The organism is Advenella sp. S44 (assembly GCF_002810445.1).
In the GTDB taxonomy this organism is placed as follows: Bacteria; Pseudomonadota; Gammaproteobacteria; order Burkholderiales; family Burkholderiaceae_B; genus Advenella.
Genome location: NZ_NEXS01000003.1, coordinates 1,093,959 through 1,110,223 on the forward strand (window position 1 = coordinate 1,093,959; position 16,265 = coordinate 1,110,223).

16 protein-coding genes are annotated in these 16,265 nt (G+C 51.5%); 8 read left to right on the top strand and 8 right to left on the bottom strand.

The genetic code is table 11. The features are described 5' to 3' along the window. The first annotated feature begins 56 nt into the window (after positions 1-56). Positions 57-677 carry a hypothetical protein gene (locus CAP48_RS09075; RefSeq protein ID WP_100695728.1) on the top strand — a complete coding sequence of 207 codons (621 nt, stop codon included), beginning with the start codon at positions 57-59 and terminating at the stop codon, positions 675-677. Between the two features lie 16 nt (positions 678-693). Further along, complete coding sequence (locus CAP48_RS09080) at positions 694-972, top strand: helix-turn-helix domain-containing protein (RefSeq protein WP_242444372.1); 279 nt, start codon at positions 694-696, stop codon at positions 970-972. A gap of 238 nt (positions 973-1,210) precedes the next feature. Here CAP48_RS09080 and CAP48_RS09085 read toward each other — a convergent pair whose 3' ends face one another. Beyond that, positions 1,211-2,116, bottom strand: coding sequence for a LysR family transcriptional regulator (locus CAP48_RS09085; protein WP_100695730.1), 906 nt, complete (start codon positions 2,114-2,116; stop codon positions 1,211-1,213). 100 nt (positions 2,117-2,216) lie between these two features. On the opposite strand from CAP48_RS09085, the gene CAP48_RS09090 reads away from it, so the two are divergent. The 6 genes from CAP48_RS09090 (at position 2,217) to CAP48_RS09115 (ending at position 9,214) form a co-directional block, all read left to right on the top strand. Further along, positions 2,217-3,008: an enoyl-CoA hydratase-related protein gene (locus CAP48_RS09090; protein ID WP_100695732.1), complete on the top strand. Its 792-nt coding sequence runs from the start codon at positions 2,217-2,219 to the stop codon at positions 3,006-3,008. Between the two features lie 33 nt (positions 3,009-3,041). Next, positions 3,042-4,253, top strand: coding sequence for a thiolase family protein (locus CAP48_RS09095; protein ID WP_100695734.1), 1,212 nt, complete (start codon positions 3,042-3,044; stop codon positions 4,251-4,253). Positions 4,254-4,267: 14 nt separating this feature from the next. Next, the gene (locus tag CAP48_RS09100; RefSeq protein ID WP_100695736.1) at positions 4,268-4,690 is read left to right on the top strand and encodes a Zn-ribbon domain-containing OB-fold protein; all 423 of its coding nucleotides are present in this window, start codon (positions 4,268-4,270) and stop codon (positions 4,688-4,690) included. A 46-nt stretch (positions 4,691-4,736) separates the two neighbouring features. Continuing rightward, positions 4,737-5,912 (top strand): acyl-CoA dehydrogenase, encoded by a 1,176-nt coding sequence (locus CAP48_RS09105; RefSeq protein ID WP_100696748.1) that lies wholly within the window; start codon positions 4,737-4,739, stop codon positions 5,910-5,912. A 93-nt stretch (positions 5,913-6,005) separates the two neighbouring features. Further along, the gene (locus tag CAP48_RS09110; protein ID WP_100695738.1) at positions 6,006-8,147 is read left to right on the top strand and encodes an acetate--CoA ligase family protein; all 2,142 of its coding nucleotides are present in this window, start codon (positions 6,006-6,008) and stop codon (positions 8,145-8,147) included. A gap of 62 nt (positions 8,148-8,209) precedes the next feature. Next, positions 8,210-9,214: a tripartite tricarboxylate transporter substrate binding protein gene (locus tag CAP48_RS09115; protein ID WP_100695740.1), complete on the top strand. Its 1,005-nt coding sequence runs from the start codon at positions 8,210-8,212 to the stop codon at positions 9,212-9,214. Between the two features lie 129 nt (positions 9,215-9,343). Here CAP48_RS09115 and CAP48_RS09120 read toward each other — a convergent pair whose 3' ends face one another. From CAP48_RS09120 to CAP48_RS09150, 7 genes are read right to left on the bottom strand one after another with little or no spacing between them, the layout of a single operon-like run. Further along, on the bottom strand, positions 9,344-10,834 hold the full coding sequence (locus CAP48_RS09120; protein ID WP_100695742.1) for an aldehyde dehydrogenase family protein: 1,491 nt from the start codon (positions 10,832-10,834) through the stop codon (positions 9,344-9,346). Positions 10,835-10,849: 15 nt separating this feature from the next. After that, positions 10,850-11,629: an enoyl-CoA hydratase/isomerase family protein gene (locus CAP48_RS09125; protein ID WP_100695743.1), complete on the bottom strand. Its 780-nt coding sequence runs from the start codon at positions 11,627-11,629 to the stop codon at positions 10,850-10,852. Between the two features lie 20 nt (positions 11,630-11,649). Next, positions 11,650-12,843, bottom strand: a complete 1,194-nt coding sequence (locus CAP48_RS09130) for a CaiB/BaiF CoA-transferase family protein (RefSeq protein ID WP_100695745.1) — start codon at positions 12,841-12,843, stop codon at positions 11,650-11,652. Between the two features lie 26 nt (positions 12,844-12,869). After that, positions 12,870-13,859: a tripartite tricarboxylate transporter substrate binding protein gene (locus CAP48_RS09135; RefSeq protein WP_100695747.1), complete on the bottom strand. Its 990-nt coding sequence runs from the start codon at positions 13,857-13,859 to the stop codon at positions 12,870-12,872. Positions 13,860-13,905: 46 nt separating this feature from the next. Next, on the bottom strand, positions 13,906-14,550 hold the full coding sequence (locus tag CAP48_RS09140) for a GntR family transcriptional regulator (protein WP_100695749.1): 645 nt from the start codon (positions 14,548-14,550) through the stop codon (positions 13,906-13,908). Positions 14,551-14,563: 13 nt separating this feature from the next. Next, on the bottom strand, positions 14,564-14,974 hold the full coding sequence (locus CAP48_RS09145) for a Zn-ribbon domain-containing OB-fold protein (protein WP_100695751.1): 411 nt from the start codon (positions 14,972-14,974) through the stop codon (positions 14,564-14,566). Positions 14,975-14,976: 2 nt separating this feature from the next. Then, positions 14,977-16,161: a thiolase family protein gene (locus tag CAP48_RS09150; RefSeq protein ID WP_100695754.1), complete on the bottom strand. Its 1,185-nt coding sequence runs from the start codon at positions 16,159-16,161 to the stop codon at positions 14,977-14,979. Positions 16,162-16,265: the final 104 nt, after the last annotated feature.

A 16,265-nucleotide genomic window follows, 5' to 3' on the forward strand; every position in this document is an offset into this window, starting at 1 on the left:
ATGGCCGTTCTGACGCCATTTGCAAGCAGTGTGCGGTGAGAATTTATGGAGGCGTGATGACCGAGAGTCCGGACATTTGTGTCCAAATTCTTTACAAGTGGGGCGAGGCCAGCAAGCAGACTGCGAACTTGCGGCCGGCCAATAGCGCCGCGGCCTTGCTTACCTGGACGGTCCTGCCGCTCCCCATTGACGAAGGCGTTCCGGAACCGATTATGCGGGCGGTCACAGAAACTGCGGTAGCGACCGGCACGCTCGCGTTTCGGCTGTTTTTTAACGTAAACCTCCGAGATGGCCTGACGATCCATCCGGCGCCCCGGACCTGGTTCGGCAGGAGAATCGTCGAGCGCTTGCTTCATTCTTGGCCTGTGAGTGTTGCGACTGCAAAAACGCCATATGCTGCAACCGAGATGTTTTACCAAAATTGGCATTTGCAGGATCAGGCTGCACTGGTGCTGCGTGATGATACCCTTTCCCACGAGAGTACGAACCACTTAAGACGCGCGCGAGACTGGCGCCGTCTCGACTTTCCAGCAGATGCACGGATTTTGATTGCGCCCGCCGTAGACGGAGAAGGCGTCCTGTTTGCTGCTGCGGGTGAGGATGAGCTCGAGGATGCCGTGCTTGCGGTCACCGAGAGGCTGAAGGCTGCGGGGCTAGCGGTCATTATTGAGCGTTGAATGGGCGAAGACGTGTGTGATATGGTTTGCTGACGAAAGGCTGGAATTTATTCAGTGGATCATGTGTTGGTTATCCGAATACAAGCCGGTGCTCAGATTCAATGAACTGCAGCGCTGGATCGGGACGATTTCATACAAGGCGCTGAGCGGCACGCTCAAGGAAATGGAGCATGACGGGTTGGTTATTCCCAAGGAGTATCCACAAATCCCACCAAAAGTCGAGTACAACCTTTGGGAACGAGGCCAGTCGCTGCTGCTCGTGATCAACCTGATGTGTAGTTGGGGCGAGGCGTAATTGGCGTAACGAAGCGTTAAGGTCTGAGAGTTGATCGCGAACGTGCGTTTGGGGCTAACAGAGGCTCAACTTAACGCTGAGGATCGGGTGCGGCAAAAGTTTCGGGTTTTTCGTCTACTACGGGACGCCATGTCGCCCGCGTTTTCATAAGCACTTGTGTTGTTTTGTCATGGCTTCAAAGCACTCGATGACGTGTGAGCAGAAGAACCGCCGCTTATAAAGAAGGGAATCGGCCTTGCTACAATCGCTGACAGAAATCAGCCAATCGCTGGCGAATCCAGCGATGGCCAGCATCGTCATCCGCGTTCTGATGCCATGATAAATAGATCGGAAATTGCGGAATTCGCAGCGGGACCGGATGCATTCTAAGCCGAAAATTATCAGAATAGAGCTGTCCCATTCGCGCGGGTAGGGTAGCGATCATATCGCTGCTTTGGATCATGAGAGGCATCGACAGGAAATGCGGAACCAGGACTGCCACTTTTCTGCTGTAACCCCGTTTTGCAAGCGCCAGATCAATCATTGGACGGGATTTTGTATCGTGTGCCAATACGACATGCCTTAATGCAAGAAACATATCTAGATTTACTTTGCCTGTCACCAGAGGATGGTCTTCTCTGGTGAGCGAAATCAGTGATTCGGTGAGCACACAGGTGTTTCGCACCCCAGGGCTGTCTATCGGAAAGTAATTCAAGCTCAGGTCAACAGTGCCTTCTCTGAGTTCAGTCTCCAAATCCATGCTGGATATCGGCCGAATTTGGAAGCAGATACGAGGCGCTACTTTATCGAGCCAATCTATAAAGCGTGGCAAAACGACGGCTTCCCCGTAGCCTTCGACAACAATGACAAAGTGCCGTTCTGCGCTCGCAAAATCAAAATCATCATTTCCACGTAAGCCTCTTTCCAGAATGACCAGCGCTTGGCGTATCGGGTCAGACAGGATTTTTGCGCGCGGTGTCGGAATCATGCCTTGTGCTGTGCGCTCAAACAGGGGATCGTCCAATCGCTCGCGAAGTCGTGACAGAGCGTTGCTGACAGTCGGTTGGGACAAATGAAGCCGTCGTGCTGCCTTTGAAATACTTCGATCCGTATAAATAGCGTCAAACACCAGCAGCAGGTTGAGGTCAAGTGATCGCAGATTCATACTGAATATTTAATTTAAGAATAATGAGTATTGACAATATAAAGTAGCCGAATATAGCGAAGTGTACAACAATATTTTGAACGGTCACCAGGAGATGAAGATGAAGAATGGTAAGGAAACGGAAAGTCTAGTGTTGCTGGATTGTCCGGTCGAAGGGGTCGCCCGCATCACCCTTAATCGGCCTGATGCGCGAAATGCGCTCAATAATGCGCTTCGGCAGGCGTTGAAAAAGACATTCACTCTTTTGCAAGAGGATGACTCTGTCAGAACTGTAGTATTGCGAGGTAGCCAAAACTGCTTCGCAGCCGGAGCTGACCTCAAAGAGGTGTCGCAAATGGGACCATTGGCGGTGTCACAGTTGTCTGTACTGGAGTTCTGGAAGACGATTGCAGGTTTTCACAAACCAGTAATTGCAGCAGTGGCGGGCCCGGCGTTGGGCGGAGGATGTGAGTTGGCGCAACATGCCGACATTATTATCGCGGGGCGCAGCGCCCGCTTTGGACAGCCTGAAGTTAACGTTGGAATCATGCCGGGCGGCGGAGCTACACAGCGCCTTGTTCGTGCATTGGGCTACTGGCGAGCAATGCATCTGATTCTTACCGGAGAATCTATTGGCGCGGAAGAGGCGGCTGCTATCGGATTAGCGAGCGAGGTCGTGGACGATGACCAACTCGACGCCTATGCAATTGATCGGGCGCGCCAAATCGCATCGCGTCCTCCGATTGCAATACGCCGTATCAAGGAAGTCACGCTGGCCGGTGCAGACGCCGCGCTGGCAACCGGCTTGCAACTTGAACGTCGCGCATTCGAACAGTTATTCGATACAGCTGACCAGAAAGAAGGCATGCGCGCTTTTATAGAAAGGCGCGAGCCACGTTTTATTGGTCGTTAATACAGGATTACCACGTGGAAGGAGAGATATTTTATGGTGCAGGATGTTGCAATCATTGGTACTGGTCGGACGCCTTATAGCCGCGCCAAGCCGGGCGAGACACATTATACGGTGGACGAATATATTGCTTGGGCTGCGGATCTGGCTTTACAGCAAGCGGGTTTGACCAAAAACGATTTTGACGGCCAAGGTTTAGGAGTTGCGCATGCTGAGGCTGCGCACACCGTGAATTGGTCCGCGGCGACAGCCGAAACGCTTGGGATCAGTCCGCAACTTTTGTTGCGCGCTGATCAGGGAGGCGCTTCGGCAACTTCAATGCTGATACGGGCGGCAGCAATGATTCGTGAGGGTATTGTCGATAGAGTGCTGGTGGTTGGCGCCGACACCCCCCTGAGTATCCCGTCGGCCGCGCCTGGCCTGCCGCTATCGCCGGAACGTACCCGCGGGGTGTACTGGGACTTTCAAGGCCCGTTCGGGGTAATGGGAGCGACCGCACAGTTTGGCCTTGTATTGAGCCGTTATCGACATCAGTTTCCCGGGCTGAAGTTCGAAACGCTCGGAAAAATCGCTGTTAATAACCGCTTCCATGCTTCATTGCATCCCGGAGCAATCTATCGCGAGCCGTTCACGATCGAAGAGTACATGGAATCGCGCATGTTGTCCGATCCGATGCGGCTGCTCGATTGCGTACCAATTGTCAATGGAGGCCTGGCGTATGTTGTCACATCAGGCGAAACGGCGCGCAAGCTGTCTGACAAACCCGTCTGGCTGCGTGGTTTCGCAGAAATGAATAATTTTTATCACGGCTCGCGTTCGTTACCGGACATCACGACAACCGGATTTGCTGCGTCTGGGCCGCAGGCTTTGAAAATGGCTGGGATCTCTCCTTCTGATCTCGATTTTTTTCAACCTTACGACGACTATCCGTTTATATCAATGATGACCATCGAGGATTGGGGCTTTTGCAAAAAAGGCGAAGGAGGCAGTTTTATCGACGATCACGACCTGCGCTTTGATGGGGATTTTCCGTTATCAACTGATGGCGGGCAACTATCTGGAGGGCAGCCGGGCGGCGCGATTGGTGGATTTATGCCTTTGATCGAAGCTGTGATGCAATTGCGCGGGGATGCCGGCGAGCGTCAGGTCAAGGGCGCCCAAATAGGGGCGGCATGTGGTTTTGGCGGGATACCTTATGGCCGGCCTGGCCGAAGCTGCATATCCATTGTGCTTGGTAACGAAGGTTAAGGAGAATATATATCATGACGAAAGCCAGACTTCATAAACCGCTTCCGGAGTTGACGGATCAGACGCGTCCTTTCTGGACTGCTGCCAAAGAAGGACGTTTAGTATTGCAAAAATGCGAGCGTTGTAGCACGTTCAATTTCTTCCCCAAACCGTGGTGCATTGAGTGCGGATCGCGTGAATTGCATTGGACAGATGCGCAGCCCACCGGAACCGTGTACTCATATACCGTTTCACGATCGGTCGCAATGAATTATCCCGGCTGGAAAGATGAATTGCCTATCATTCTATGCCTGATCGATCTGGATGATAATGCGAGGTTATACGGTCAGGTTATTGATTGCGCGGCAGACGAGATAAGTATCGGACAACGTGTGGGTATGCATTTCGAGTCAATCAGTGATGAAGCCGGTGTTCCAAAATTTCATCTGGTGCGTTGACATGGAATACGCCAAGCCCGATGACAAAACGCTGCACAAGGCTGCCATGCAGCAAGTCGCATATAACTGGGAAGATCCTCTTTGTCTGGATGATCTGCTTACCGACGAAGAGAGGATGATAAGGGATAGTGCACGTGTGTATGCACAAGAACGCCTGATGCCCCGGATTCTGATGGCGAACAGGAACGAAACTTTCGATACTTCCGTAATGAAGGAAATGGCCGAGCTCGGCTTTCTCGGGGCCACTATCCAGGGGTTTGGCTGCGCGGGTATTGGATCTGTGGGCTACGGTCTAATTGCACGCGAGTTCGAACGCGTGGACACCGCATATCGTTCTGCGCTCGGGGTACAAAGTACCTTGTCAATGATGCCGATTTATCTGTTTGGCAGCCAGGAGCAAAGAGAGCGATACCTTCCTGCAATGGCCAAAGCTGAATTGTTGGGATGCTTCGGCTTGACTGAGCCAGATCATGGCTCAGATCCTAGCTCAATGTCTTCCCGTGCAAGATCCGTCCAGGGAGGCTGGCGTTTATCCGGAACCAAAACGTGGATTACCCATGCTCCCATCGCTGATGTGATGATCGTATGGTCCAAGGACGATAAAAAGGAAATTCGCGGCTTCATTTTGGAGCGTGGTATGCCAGGACTGGAAACACCAAAAATCGAGGGCAAGCTGTCGGTACGCGCCTCGCCTACGGGCCAAATCATCATGGATGATGTCTTTGTGCCCGAATCTCACTGTCTTCCTGCGGCCAAAGGCATCGGCGCTCCGTTTTCCTGTCTAAATAACGCCCGTTTTGGTATTTGTTGGGGGGCTATGGGGGCAGCCGAGTTTTGCTGGCATGCCGCTCGTCAATATACGCTTGACCGTAGGCAATTTGGACGTCCTCTGGCTGCCAATCAGTTGATTCAGAAAAAACTGGCTGATATGCAGACTGAAATTACGCTCGGCCTCCTGGGCTGTTTTCAACTCAGCAGTTTGCGGGACTGCGGCAAAGCGAGCCCATATATGATTTCACTGCTGAAGCGAAATTGTGCGGGCAAGGCGCTAGATATTGCCCGAAACGCTCGAGATATGCATGGAGGAAACGGGATATCGGACGAGTTTCATGTCATGCGTCATTTATTGAATCTGGAAACCGTCAATACCCTTGAAGGTACCCATGACATCCATGCTTTGGTGTTGGGGCGTGCTCAAACTGGGATTGCCGCTTTTTCGTAATTTCCTCGCTGTCCGTCATCCAGAATACCCTTTTTGCTTAGTGCTGGACAAGCGCGCCGGTGAACCCTTCTTTGTGTTTTTTTGAGGCCTGATATGAATCTACCACAGTTCGAAGTGCAGACACATTTTTCAAAATTATCCCGAGTCGAGGCCATTCATCGCCTGTTGCATCCAGAGTCGATTGCAATTATTGGAGCGTCGGCTAATCTTGACAAAGTGAACGGTCGGCCGCTGAAACATCTACTTGAAAAGGGATATCGCGGACAGATTCTTCCAGTTAACCCGAAGTACCGTGAAATCAAGGGTTTAGCATGTTACCCAGATATAGAAAGCCTGCCAAGCGGCGTGGATATTGCTATTGTCGCGGTCCCGGCAGCCGACGTCATTGCCGTTATAGAGTCCCTTGGTGAACGCGGTGTGGCAGCAGCCGTTGTTTTTAGCTCTGGATTCGGAGAAATGGGGAAAGAAGGGCAGCTTCTTGAAGCGTCATTGACTGATGCCGCACAGCGAGCGGGCGTACTACTGTGTGGACCCAATTGCCTGGGCTTTATTAACGCGTTTGAGAATGTCTACGCGACGTTCAGTCAATATGCCGATGGCGATACAGGAGCCGGCCCGGTTGGGTTTGTTACGCAATCGGGGGCCTTTGGTACAGCCATCGCGGCATTAATACGCGAACAGGACCTTGGTCTGGGGTATTTCATCAACACCGGTAACGAAGCCGATCTGGTATTTGCTGAACTTGCGCTAGCCGTGGTTGAAGATCCGCGAATCACAGTTGTTGCCGGATATCTCGAAGGGCTCGTGAATGGAGAGAGCTTGGTTCGTCTGGCAGAGCGTTGTCTCGAGCTTAATAAGCCACTCGTTCTGACAAAGGTGGGGCGTATGGGTGCCGGGGCTCGTGCCGCAGCGTCGCACACAGGCTCCCTTGCGGTCGAAGATGCAGTTTTTGATGCCGTGATATCACAGTATGGCGTGTTGCGAGCCCGCAATGAAGAGCAGATGCTGGATATGTTGGAAGCGTTGATACAGCCGCGTCGGTGTCTCGGCACGGGGCTTGGGATTGCTACCCAGTCAGGCGGGGCTGGTGTCATGATGGCTGACCGCGCCGAAGAGGTTGGTTTACGTGTGTCCTCTATCTCGAAAGCGACACAACAGCGTTTGGGACAGTTTTTGCCAAGCTTTGGCGCAGTCAACAATCCGGTCGATGTTACAGGTCAGTTCGTCGCTCGGCCGGAGTTACTGCGCGAAGCCGTTATTACTCTTTTGGACGATGTCGATATTCATGTGGGTATCGTCTGGCTTCAGCTTATGACAGCCCATGTTGACGCCTTGGTTTCCATTTTCGAGGAAATACAAAGTCGCACCGAGAAGCCCTTCCTGGTTTGCTGGGTAGCCGCCCCTCTGCAGGCGCGGGTAAAGCTTCGTCAGCTTGGCATAGCCGTCTATGGCGCTGGCGAAAGAGCGGTAGAAGCCGCCGCCATGATGGCACGATTTCATGCAAACGTAGAGAGGTATCGATCGAGTGGTTTTGTCAGAATCGAGGCTGCTTCGCCTGTACCCGAGTCGCGTTTGACGGGTGTGGTGCCAACCGAATATGCCTCGGCCTGGCTCGCTAGAGCAGGAATCCCGATGTCGCCGATCACACTTGTTCAGAATGCAGATGAAGCTGTGGATGCATGGAAAACATTCAGACAGGCAGTCGTCTTGAAAATTGAGTCGCCCGATGTCACACACAAGACGGAGGTGGGCGGTGTCGTACTGAATCTTGATAGTGAGGAGGCGGTGCGGCGAGGAGCGTCAGTATTGCTGTCGAACGTCGCGCGCAGTTTTCCCGCTGCAAGAATCAGCGGGATCCTGGTTCAGCCCATGGCTGAAGGGCATATTGAGCTCGTCGTTGGGGCGAAACGCGATCCCGTATTTGGCATGATGATCATGGTGGGAACCGGCGGCACCATGATCGAGGTGATGAAAGATGTGGTGTTCCGACGTGCGCCTTTCGATACCAACGAAGGACTGTGCATGCTCGAGCAGTTGCGTATGAGCGCGCTACTAGACGGTGTTCGTGGGCAAAAGGGCATTGATCGTTCTGCCGTGGCAAGTATGCTGTCAGTGCTGTCACGCTGGGCCGTGGCGATGCCACGGCTGATAGAGCTCGACTTGAATCCTATCCGAGTCGGGCAGTCGGGTCCGATCGCAGTGGATTGCGTAATGGTATTGGATGAAGCATCGTAAGGAGATCAATTGCTAATTCAATACTAATCTTTAAATTAAGCAATAGCGAAGGAGACAGATATATGTTGACCATTAAAAAAATGGCGCAGCGGACGCTGCAATTTCTAGTTGTTTTCAGCTTCTCATGTTTTTCGGTTGTACTGGCCGCTTATCCGGATCGTCCCATTACAATCGTTTCGCCGTTCAGTGCTGGAGGTGATGCTGATCTGGCAGCCCGTTCGTTTGCTCAGGCCGCTTCAAAGGCATTGGGGCAATCCGTCGTAGTATTGAACAAGCCTGGAGCCAGCGGCGTACTTGGATCGTCGCAAGTCATCTCTGCGCAGCCTGACGGCTATACGTTATTATTGGGACGTACAGGATCTCAGGCAATTCTGCCCGCAATTATGCCGACCAATACGCGTTACAACTGGGACAATTACACTTTTATTGGTTTGCTCGAAGTAAACCCCTACGGCTGTGTAGTCAGCGCAAAGTCGTCCTATCAGAATTTCGAAGATCTGGCCCAGGAAATTAAAAAGCGCGGAAAAACATTGAACTATGGCACTGCGGGGAGGCTGACCACTAACGATATGGGACCAAGAAAACTCTTTAGTTTGCTCAAGGTGTCGCCGCAAAATGTGCCGACCCAGATTCCGTATAAGGGTACCGGAGAAGCGGTCATTTCATTAATGGCAGGGCAAACCCAGTTCTCTTGCGGCAGTCTCGGGTCGTTCCTGACGCATATCAAGGCCGGTGAGTTAAGGGCGTTGATGGTTACGTCTGATAAACGGCTGGATCAGTTCCCGGAAGTTCCAACAGCCAGGGAGCTCGGATATGACGAAATGGAAACTATCGTCGGTTGGAGTGCAGTATTGGCGCCGCCAAACTTACCACAGGAGATCCAAGCCGCGCTTGCACGGGCCATGCAGAACATCGGCAAGGATCAACAGTGGCAGTCTCTGACAGCGCGAACCGGATCCATTCCACGTATCACCTCTGGACATGAAACAAAAATCTTCATCGGAAAACAGTACGAACTTTATCGCTCGCTGGGCGAGGAACTAGACATTATTGATAATCCGAACTGATCGCGGTATCGCTCTCGCGGATAGGGTGGTTGACCGGTCCGCGTGCTGCTTTGCTCCCGTGAATGCAAGTTGTATGCAACGAAATCAACATCTGGTCGCGACAGCTCGACTGCACGGTTGGACGTTAGATTAAGATTCGTTAGGTCTCCCACCGGCGAAGTTATTATAGAGCGTTTTTTTTCTGAGATATCCTTCTATTCCATGTTTACCATCCTCTCCTCCAATGCCACTGAGTTTGTAGCCGGCATGAAAGGCGTGTACGCTTTCGCCAGCACCACGGTTGACAAAAATTTCGCCAAACTCCAATTCCGTAAGGCAACGCATAATGTTTCTGTTATTTTGCGTAAACACGTAGGCGGACAAGCCATATTTGCTTTGGTTGGCATACATGATCGCCTCTGTCAGGGAAGAAATTTTCATGATGGGCGCTATGGGTCCAAAGGTTTCTTCCTGCATTATTTCCAGCTTATTTGATGCCACTTCCAGCACTGCGGGATAAAACCAGTTCCCGTTTGCATGTGATGGAGCGGGCGTCGAAGTCGCGTTTAGGTCGAGCAACATCGTCGCTCCAGAGCGACATGCGCGATTTAGCATCTCTTGCAGCTTACCCACCTCATGCTGGCTGGCCCTAGGACCTAAATCTACTTGTTCCATGGGATCCCCAGTCCGTAAATTGCTGACAGCTTCAATAAATTTTTCTACAAATTTGTCGTAAATTGCCTCGTCGACATACATCCGATCGTTCGCAGTACAAACCTGTCCGCCATTAATAAATTTCGCTTGAATTGCGGCTTGCACTGCTTTCTCTAAATCAGCGTCCGCCATTACGATAAACGGCGCTTTACCTCCCAATTCCAGCCGGATAGGCTTTATGTCATTACTGGCCGCTGCATAAATCTCGCGACCAGCCCTCACGCTTCCCGTCATGGAAACAAGTCTGACGTCGGGATGCCTGACCAAGTACTCTCCAACTGTGCGGCCGGTCCCGGTAATAACATTTAGGACTCCGGCAGGAATGCCTGCTTGTCGAGCGATTTCAGCAAGGGCGAGCGCTGTTAAGGGAGTGAGTTCATGAGGTTTGATGATAATTGTGTTTCCGGCAATCAACGCGGGGCCAACCTTTCTAGTAAACAGCGCAATAGGGAAATTCCAAGCGGTAATCCCCGCAACGACCCCATAGGGAACGCGGTGGATCATAATATGCTCATCTCTGTTATCCCCCGGCAGAATTTCTCCTTCTAGGCGACGCGCGGCTTCGGCGGCGTGCTGCAGAAACGAGATGGCAAATGCAACCTCCGCACGTGCTTCGGCTAGCGGTTTTCCTTGTTCTTGCGTAAGAAGCAGGGCAAGTTCCTCAAGGCGAGCCTCAATCTGCTCGGCAAAAGCATATAAATGACGCGCGCGCTCGGGAGCCGGGGTTGCCGACCATGCTGGAAATGCCCTTAGTGCAGCCGAGATCGCCGCATCCGCTTGGGGCACCGAGGTTTCATTGATCTGGCCGATTTTCTTTCCATCGACGGGATTATTTACGGCGATGGTGTTGCCGTCTGCAAGTACCCATTGATTTTCGACGAAAATGTGTTGTTCTGCAATGCCGAAGCATTTAGATAATGTGCTCATTACGATCTCCTGATTTTATCTTCCCTCGAAAGTTGGCTTGCGCTTTTCCTGAAATGCTTTGCGCCCTTCGATTCTGTCATGACTGTCTCGAAGAATTCCAAATACAAATGCCTCATGTTCAATTGCATGGTTCAACGGCATATCCATTCCCTCTTCCACCAGTTTCTTAATTGCACGGACCGAAAGTGGCGCATTCGCCGCAATGCGATTGGCCACGGCTATCGCCTCCGACATCAGTTCGGCTTCGTCCACGAGATGACTAACCAAGCCGACACGATGCGCCTCGCTGGCGTCCACAATGGTGCCAGTCAGGAGCATATGCATGGCGTTGGAAAGCCCAATGATTCTAGGCAGACGTTGTGTTCCGGCTCCGCCCGGAATGCTGCCAATGCACACTTCAGGCAGGCCGAATTTTGCATTCTGGCTTGCAATGCGCAGGTCACAAGCTAAAGCCAATTCCAGTCCACCACCGATGGCAAAACCATTGATAGCACATAAAATGGGAATTTTCACCAGGTCCATTCCATCGAGTAAATGCGGTGTGGTCTCGGCGCCAAATGTCAATTGCGCAATACCTTCCTTTGGAGGCATTGTTTTTTTCAGATCAGATCCCGTGCAAAAGGCTCGTGTGCCAGCTGCGGTCAGGATAACGCAGCGCAATTTGGGGTCCTGGCTAATTCTGATCCAGCAATCGCGTAATTCCGTTAACGTTTCAGGATCGATTGCGTTCATCGCTTCTGGCCGATTCAATGTGATAACTCCAACCGCGTTCGTGGCTTGATAAAGTAAACTCATCATTTTTCCTTGATATCCGGCTATTTGATAATGTCCGCTGTGTAAAAGGTTTGGATTTGCTCGGTCGAAAATCCGTTTTTTTCAAGTATCTTCCTTGAGTGCTGCCCACAGGAGGGGGGCATATCGTGCGGTTCGGCATTTGACGACATGCTGTTCACTGGAAACCCGACTGTTTTGATGGCGCCGAATTCAGGATGATCAAAACTGGTAAAAATACTGTTATGAATGGCTTGAGGATGTAGTTCAACATCTGCATATTGCGCGACTTTGGCACACAGAATGTCTGCGTTCCGTAGTTGGTTCATCCAGTATGCGGTTTCTTTCTTGCGGAATGCGTCATTAAGAATCTGCCGCATGAGCTGGCGGTTCTCCACTCGTGACGACGAGTGGGCTAGTCTTTCATCATTCGCAAGTTCGGAAATATCCAGGATGCCACACAAACGGGCCCAGCGTTCACCGTTATACGCGGCGACCATGATCCAACCATCTTGAGTTTCAAAGGCTTCATTGGGGGCAGAATAGGGTGCCGCACTACCTAGGGGCTGCGGTAAACTTTTTTGATGAAAAAAGTTTGTCAACGTTGTCTGCTGCAACACCAGAGCGGCATTCATCAGGCTGATGTCAATATGGCCTCCCGTTCCAACTTTTGTTTTGTCCAGCAGCTTGGCAAGAATGCTCATGCACGCGACATACCCCGTGGTGACGTCAACGATAGGCGCCTGCACCTTACATGGTTCTCGAGCATCGGGGTGACCAATCAGGCTCATTAGGCCGGTGTCTGCTTGTAGGATTCCATCTACGCCTGGGCGTTCCGAAAAAGGTCCTGACTGGCCATAAGCCGAAATAGAACAATAAATCAAATCCGGCTTGGCTTCGGCCAGCCGTTCGTAGCCAAGACCCAGTCGATCCATTACACCGGGCCTCAGGCTTTCAACCACGATTTGGGCATTTGCACAAAGTTCTCTAGCCAGATCGCGACCTTGTTCCTTCTTCAGGTCAATCACAATGGACTGCTTGTTGCGATTGAAACCATAATAGGCCGTGCAGTCCTCACCGATCCAGCCGGGACCTAACTTACGTCCAAGTTCTCCCCCCGGAGGTTCTACCTTGATAATCTCTGCCCCCATGTCCCCCAGCAACATGGTGCACATTGGCCCAGCGCCGACGTGGGTAAAGTCAAGTACTTTGACGCCTTCAAGAATTTTCCTAAACATACATGCCTTTTGATTCGGTTGAATTATTACTTTGTGGACAATTTGTTGTCTTCAGCGACTTTTTGCCATAGAGCGAGATCGCCGTCGATGATCTTGCCAAGCTCCTCCGGTGTGCTTTTGCTGATTTCAAAGCCTTGGTCCGACAGCTTTTTTTGTACGTCTGGCGAATCTAACGCGTCATTGATCGCCGCATTTAACGAGTCAATTTTGGCCTTGGATGTCCCGGCTGGCGCCATAATGCTGAACCACAGAGAAGCGTTGTATTGGCTCATTTCCCCGTCTTTAACTTCGCTGAATGCGGGGACGTCGGGTAGCACCGAAGTGCGTTTGTTTCTGGCCACGCCCAGGGCGCGCAGAGATCCATTCCGGATTTGAGGAAGAACCGATCCCATGGAGCCGAAAGTTGATTGGATCTGGCCCCCAATCACATCGGCTACGGAGGGGCCCGTCCCTTGGTAGGGAACATGTGTGATATCAATTTTCGCCAGTCCAGCCAACAATTCGCCTGCCAGGTGTTGGGGGACGCCGATACCCGGGCTGCTGTAGTTGATGTCGTTTGGATGATTTCGTGCGTAAAGAATGAATTCTTCCATTGTCTTGTAGGGCATTGTCGGATTAACGACAAAAATCATGGGAACTTCGGCCACCATTCCGACGGGTGCCAGGTCTTTCTGAATATCGAATGTAGTTTTCATGCCCAACGCCGGCTGGGTTGTAATTTGACTCCCGGCTATAAGGATCGTGTTTCCGTCCGGTTTTGCATGTGCAACGAATGAAGTACCGATATTGCCGCCGGCGCCTGGCTTGTTTTCAACAACGACGTTGCGATGAAGTTTTTCCGCCAGATGAGGTGCCAGAGTGCGTGCCAGAATGTCGTTTCCGCCACCGGGAGTAAATGGAACAACAAATCGCACGGGGGCGCCTTCTTGTGCTAGCGAGGGGGCCAGTGGTGTAAGAATGGTGGTTAGCGCAAATGCAGCGCGCAACAATCCCACTCGAGAGAAATTCTCGATCATTTTTGTCTCCTGTTTGGTTTTATGCTAAATGGTTAGCTGAGTATGCTCAGGGTGTTTCATAGAGCCGTCTTCGGCCCGCTATAAGGTGCTGCCTGAAGCTTTCGACCACGCCAGGCGTGTCGTGATTAAGTATTTTTTCCAGGATTTCACTGTGTTCATCGTGAATTTGATGAAAGCGGGCTGGTTCGCCAAGGTCCTGAAAGTTAAATGGCGTTTTGGCCCATAGCACACGGACAAATTGCAAGGTTTGTGGGCTGTTGCCAAGTTCGTACAATCTGAAATGGAATTTAACGTTCGTTGTCCGAATCCCAATATAATCCCGGGCCTCCAAGGCGTTGACATATTGCTTATGCAGAGATGTCAGTTCCAGAAGGTCGGTATCCTGAATGTTATCCATGGCTCGCTCCACAAGAAATGTCTCCAGCATCAATCGCAGTTCGTAGATTTCGAGGACGTCAGTACGGGATTGTTCGGGAATGTAGATACCCTTGTTTGGGTATACCTTCACATACCCCTCCATTTCGAGCGCTTTTAGCGCTTCCCGTACTGGTGTAATCGATACCCCTAGTCTGTCTGCAATATCCTGTTGTCTGAGGCGTTCTCCCCGCTTGTATTCGCCTGCAATGATCTGTTCGCGAATTTGTTCGATAACCTGATCTTGCTTAGTCAGAATTGGGCGGGAGTAATCCATAAAAATTAAAATCCTAGTCGGAGAGCTCGAATCGGGGGAGCACGAATCCGTCAGGCATCTTCGTGTAGACCAGTCTGACTTTACGACCAATCCAGGATGCTTCAGGTTGTCGGCCTTGCAAGTTCGAGATTATAACTGGACCTTCTTCCAAACGAACAGCAATCACATTGTGCGGTGCAGGGTATGCTTCCAGATATTGGCGGTGAAAGATGATCCAGGACAGGATTTCTCCTTTGCCGGATATCGATACCCAGTCAAAATTGGATGACAATGTTTCATCGCATACGGGGGCGGGTGGATACAGGTACTTCCCTGAGTCGCGGCTGCGTTGTAACTTCATGTTGCCATTTCGGATGCTTTCCCATAGCGGTTCATCGTACAGGCCCATAACCGGACGGGGCGTTTGAGCAATAACATTCGTCATAATCATTTCCCATAAATAATGGAGACAGCCTTACCAGCAACGTCGGATGTGTAATGAACCCAGTTGCAGCCGTGCACTTGGCGATCTCCACATTCGCCGCGTAGCTGCCGCACCGACTCAACCTGGTGAGCCCATCCCTGCATATAGCTTTCCGACAAATGTCCGCCACTTGTATTGACGGGAAGCTTGCCTCCCGGGCCGACGCCGCTTTCTGCGAGAAACTTTGCGGCTTCGCCTTTTCTGCAATAGCCATATCCTTCCAGGGCCAAGGGGATGTGTACTGAGAAACTGTCATAAACCTGCAGAATGTCAACGTCTTCAGGGCCGATCCCGGCCATGGCGAAGGCCTGTTTGGCGCAATCTTCCTGAGCAGGATGATAGAACTCAGTCAATCTGGGTTCCAGGCTGGTCGCTTTGCTGTTTAAATCCCGGCGACCCAAGCCATCGATATATACGGGCTTTTGCTTCATCGTTTTGGCTTTTTCTGCGGCGGTCACTATGAGTGCGACGCCGCCGTCATTAATCATGCAATAGTCATACAGGCGCAGCGGTTCACAGATATACGGCGCTTCAAGATAGTTCTCGACCTCTATGCGCTTGCGCATGACTGCATTGGGATTCTGCGATGACCATTCGCGTTGCGCCACTGCGACGCGAGCGAGATCAGACTCGCCAAACCCGGTTGCGTTTTTATAGGCCTGGAACGTGAGTGCATAAAGTGCTCCCTGGGAGGTCAGTCCCCATGGGGCATGGTAAATATAAGAAAGGAATGAGTCTCCTCCCATAGCCTGCGGTCCGCCGTATTGGATCTGTCCAGAGCGCTGGTCGTTTCCGTATACCAAGGCAATAGTTTCCGCCAACCCTGATTCGATCGCCATGACCGCCTGTGCTACCGACAATACGGCATCTGCCTGATCCCCCCATTTTGGGTCAACGCCAAGAATTTCGGCCATTCGTTCATAGGCGGTGGTCGGTCCGACGATTAAACCGTCAATCTCCGATTTGGTAATCCCAGCGTCGTTCAATGCGTTTACTAGCGCAGTAGCAGCGTAGCCGTAGCTATCGTTAGGCTTTTCGCTGTTGCGCACTCGCGTCCAATCCTGGCCCCAATTTGTATGCCCAATGCCCACCACTGCTGCCGCTCTTCGGTGCTTCGATGCATCTACGTATACCTTTTTACTACTCATGGTTGTCCTCCTTTTTTTATACTATGCCATGCATTAGGTATTTTATATAATATATTATAGTAACAAAATGTATAAATATAATCGTGATCGCTTTATCTCGATTT

Excerpts from the sequence above, each read along its gene's own strand:
- CAP48_RS09075 (WP_100695728.1), top strand. The coding sequence starts at position 57 with ATGACCGAGAGTCCGGACATTTGTGTCCAAATTCTTTACAAGTGGGGC.
- CAP48_RS09085 (WP_100695730.1), bottom strand. The coding sequence starts at position 2,116 with ATGAATCTGCGATCACTTGACCTCAACCTGCTGCTGGTGTTTGACGCT.
- CAP48_RS09090 (WP_100695732.1), top strand. The coding sequence starts at position 2,217 with ATGAAGAATGGTAAGGAAACGGAAAGTCTAGTGTTGCTGGATTGTCCG.
- CAP48_RS09095 (WP_100695734.1), top strand. The coding sequence starts at position 3,042 with ATGGTGCAGGATGTTGCAATCATTGGTACTGGTCGGACGCCTTATAGC.
- CAP48_RS09100 (WP_100695736.1), top strand. The coding sequence starts at position 4,268 with ATGACGAAAGCCAGACTTCATAAACCGCTTCCGGAGTTGACGGATCAG.
- CAP48_RS09105 (WP_100696748.1), top strand. The coding sequence starts at position 4,737 with ATGCAGCAAGTCGCATATAACTGGGAAGATCCTCTTTGTCTGGATGAT.
- CAP48_RS09110 (WP_100695738.1), top strand. The coding sequence starts at position 6,006 with ATGAATCTACCACAGTTCGAAGTGCAGACACATTTTTCAAAATTATCC.
- CAP48_RS09115 (WP_100695740.1), top strand. The coding sequence starts at position 8,210 with ATGTTGACCATTAAAAAAATGGCGCAGCGGACGCTGCAATTTCTAGTT.
- CAP48_RS09120 (WP_100695742.1), bottom strand. The coding sequence starts at position 10,834 with ATGAGCACATTATCTAAATGCTTCGGCATTGCAGAACAACACATTTTC.
- CAP48_RS09125 (WP_100695743.1), bottom strand. The coding sequence starts at position 11,629 with ATGAGTTTACTTTATCAAGCCACGAACGCGGTTGGAGTTATCACATTG.
- CAP48_RS09130 (WP_100695745.1), bottom strand. The coding sequence starts at position 12,843 with ATGTTTAGGAAAATTCTTGAAGGCGTCAAAGTACTTGACTTTACCCAC.
- CAP48_RS09135 (WP_100695747.1), bottom strand. The coding sequence starts at position 13,859 with ATGATCGAGAATTTCTCTCGAGTGGGATTGTTGCGCGCTGCATTTGCG.
- CAP48_RS09140 (WP_100695749.1), bottom strand. The coding sequence starts at position 14,550 with ATGGATTACTCCCGCCCAATTCTGACTAAGCAAGATCAGGTTATCGAA.
- CAP48_RS09145 (WP_100695751.1), bottom strand. The coding sequence starts at position 14,974 with ATGACGAATGTTATTGCTCAAACGCCCCGTCCGGTTATGGGCCTGTAC.
- CAP48_RS09150 (WP_100695754.1), bottom strand. The coding sequence starts at position 16,161 with ATGAGTAGTAAAAAGGTATACGTAGATGCATCGAAGCACCGAAGAGCG.